This window comes from Romboutsia maritimum (assembly GCF_002251085.2).
In the GTDB taxonomy this organism is placed as follows: Bacteria; Bacillota; Clostridia; order Peptostreptococcales; family Peptostreptococcaceae; genus Romboutsia_B; species Romboutsia_B maritimum.
The window spans coordinates 1-2,688 of sequence record NZ_NOJZ02000067.1; the positions used below are offsets into that span (position 1 = coordinate 1).

General features: G+C 25.7%; 2 protein-coding genes and 1 pseudogene. All 3 read left to right on the forward strand.

What is annotated here, in order from left to right:
* Positions 1 to 488 precede the first annotated feature (488 nt).
* Positions 489 to 1,619, forward strand: coding sequence for a replication initiation protein (locus tag CHF27_RS13575; RefSeq protein WP_095405553.1), 1,131 nt, complete (start codon positions 489 to 491; stop codon positions 1,617 to 1,619).
* An 87-nt stretch (positions 1,620 to 1,706) separates the two neighbouring features.
* Complete coding sequence (locus CHF27_RS13580; protein ID WP_095405554.1) at positions 1,707 to 2,117, forward strand: hypothetical protein; 411 nt, start codon at positions 1,707 to 1,709, stop codon at positions 2,115 to 2,117.
* Positions 2,118 to 2,422: 305 nt separating this feature from the next.
* Positions 2,423 to 2,688, forward strand: a pseudogene (locus CHF27_RS13585) (amidase domain-containing protein); the annotation flags it as partial.

Here is a 2,688-nt window from a genome sequence, read left to right on the forward strand (position 1 = left end):
TCAAATTTTATGTTTAGTGATGACATGTCTTTAGTTTGGATTATTTCTGGCATATATTTGTTCCTCCTTTTTTATTTGATTAATTATAAGTGTAGTTATGTTTGAGCTTTAAGTCTTAAAATGTATTTGAGGATTATTTTTTAGGGATTTATTTTTTTGTTTTAAAATAGGATAGTTTAGTACAGAAAATGACCTTTACTAGTCTTTATTGTATTTAAAAAAAGTATTTAAAGTATTTAAAGTATTTAGGAGGTCTGGAAGTGTTGGTATAACTTGGTTATATCGATTGAAAGTAGACAAATTAGTACGATAGGTAGACAAATCCGTACTCAAAGTAGACAGATTAGTATGGTTAGGTAGACAAATTCGTACTCAAAGTAGACAGATTGGTACGATAGGTAGACAAATTCGTACTCAATTAAGTGGACAACTCTGAATACTTGTCTACTTAAAAAGTTTATGTTATATTTAGCTTGGAGAGTGATGACATGGATGAAAAACAAGAGATTTTAATGAAACATAATGACTTAGTTAAGTCTAGATATAATATCACATTGAACGAAAATAGAATGTTTATATATATTTTGTATAAATTACAAAGAGAAAGTAAGGGCGTTTTAAGTTGTGAAATAACAAGGGAAGAGTTATCAAGGTTTATAAAGGGAAGAACTGATTCATCTATAAAAGGTATCAAGAATATGTTAACTACATTAAGAAAAAAAGAGATAAACATAAAAACTATACTGGATGATGGCTCTTACGTCTGGAGTTCTTATGGTTTTATAAATGGTTGGGATTATTTCAGTAAAACAGATACTTTTAGAATAGAGGCATCTGAACGTATTTATGTATTATTACATGATTACTTGAAAGAAGGATATACTCCTGTAAATTTAAATATTTGGTTAACTTTAAAAAATTCGTATGCACAAAGATTTTATGAATTACTTAGGCTATGGAGTAGTTCAAAAGAGAGCATTAATTATAAGGTTAGTGAACTTAGAGAGTTATTAATTTTAGAAAATAAGTATCCAAAGTATTCAGAATTAAGAAAAAGGGTTTTAATCCCTGCAATAGATGAACTGAATTCTACTGGATATTTTGAGATAAGCTATGAAGAAAATAAAAAAGGTAGAAATATTGAATCTATTGACTTTATCGTAAAAGATTTGGACAAGAGAAAGTATTTTTCTAAGGATGAGGTCATAAAAGAAATTCCAAGTGCAACACTTGAAGAAGTGGCAATTACTTATGATAATGTTGTTTGTTATGCTAAAGAAGAAGGGCTTTTTAAAGCTAATTATAGCATTGAAGGAGAAAAGGTATCTGACACAAAAGCTAGTGATTATGAGCTCTTTGTTCCAGATGAAACTTTATTTACTAAAGGGACTTTAAGAAGTTTTAAGAAGGATTTTAGAGGTATTGATTTTAAGAATAAATATATGGAAAAAGCTTTTGATGATGCTGTGATGGTAACTCTTGATAGGGATGATGTAGAGAATATTAAGGCTACTTCATATAAGTTTTTCAAATGTACTTTGGATAATAAGATTGTTGAGTATAGAATTGAAGAAAAAGATGATATAGCGCATAAAAGAAATATTGAATTGTTTTGGTAAGATTCACTTTTAAATAAATTATAATAATTCGCTATAAAACCCAAAACTTTAAAGATTTATAGTTGTTTATAGGGGGGTACTAGAAATATGAAAAGAAATATATTTTCTATATTAATTTTTTCTGTTACATTACTATTAATTGGTTGTTCATCATCTAAGGCAAATTTACCTTTGCATGGATTTTATCAGAGTGATGCAGTAAATGGATATCATATTCAAATTTCATTTAATAAAGCAGACAATAGTTTTGTTGAATATATTGATAATAGAGAAGTTAATAAAGGAATGTATGAAATTTTAAAAAAAGATAATACATATAAATTAAGTAGTGATCGACAAAGTTTTGAAATTAGTTTAAAAGAAGATAATTCTTTTGATTTAACTATTAATCAACTAAATAACGGTAAACCAATAAATATGAAATATATAAGTGATGAACCATCAAGTTTTGGAACAAAATTTGATGATATTGAAGGATATAAAAAATTACTAGACTAATAATTTCATTAAATTTTTTAACAACTGTATATTAGTGTATATGTTTAAAATACTAGGATACAGTTGTTTTTAATTGTATATAACTAGTTAAATAAGTAACGAGAAACTATACTATATTAAGTTTTTATAATTTAGATACAAATAAAGCGGAGAATTTATGGATGCTTCAATCCAAATATACCTATAAAAAATTGAATAAAATATATAAACATATTGATTTATCCGATTTGTATTGTTAGTCTTCTTTTTAGTAGTATTATATTTATTTATAAATGTTTTAAATTCTTTTATAAAAGGAGGTTTATATGTTAAATGGAAAAAAAATAAGTCCAATTATTTTAATGATAATTCTATCTTTATTAATAGTTCAATTAGTGTTTGCTGATAAAAATCCTAAGTCTGAAAAGCTAGAGGATTTAAGTATTCAACAATTAACAGAAATTAGAGATAAGGATATTGACCAAAATGTAGAATATCTTAAAGAATTTGGAGCAGATTCAAAAGAAGTTCAAGATTGTAAAGATGAAATTTTAAATTGTGATGCAGGATTAGTTGCTTTCTATAATAAGAA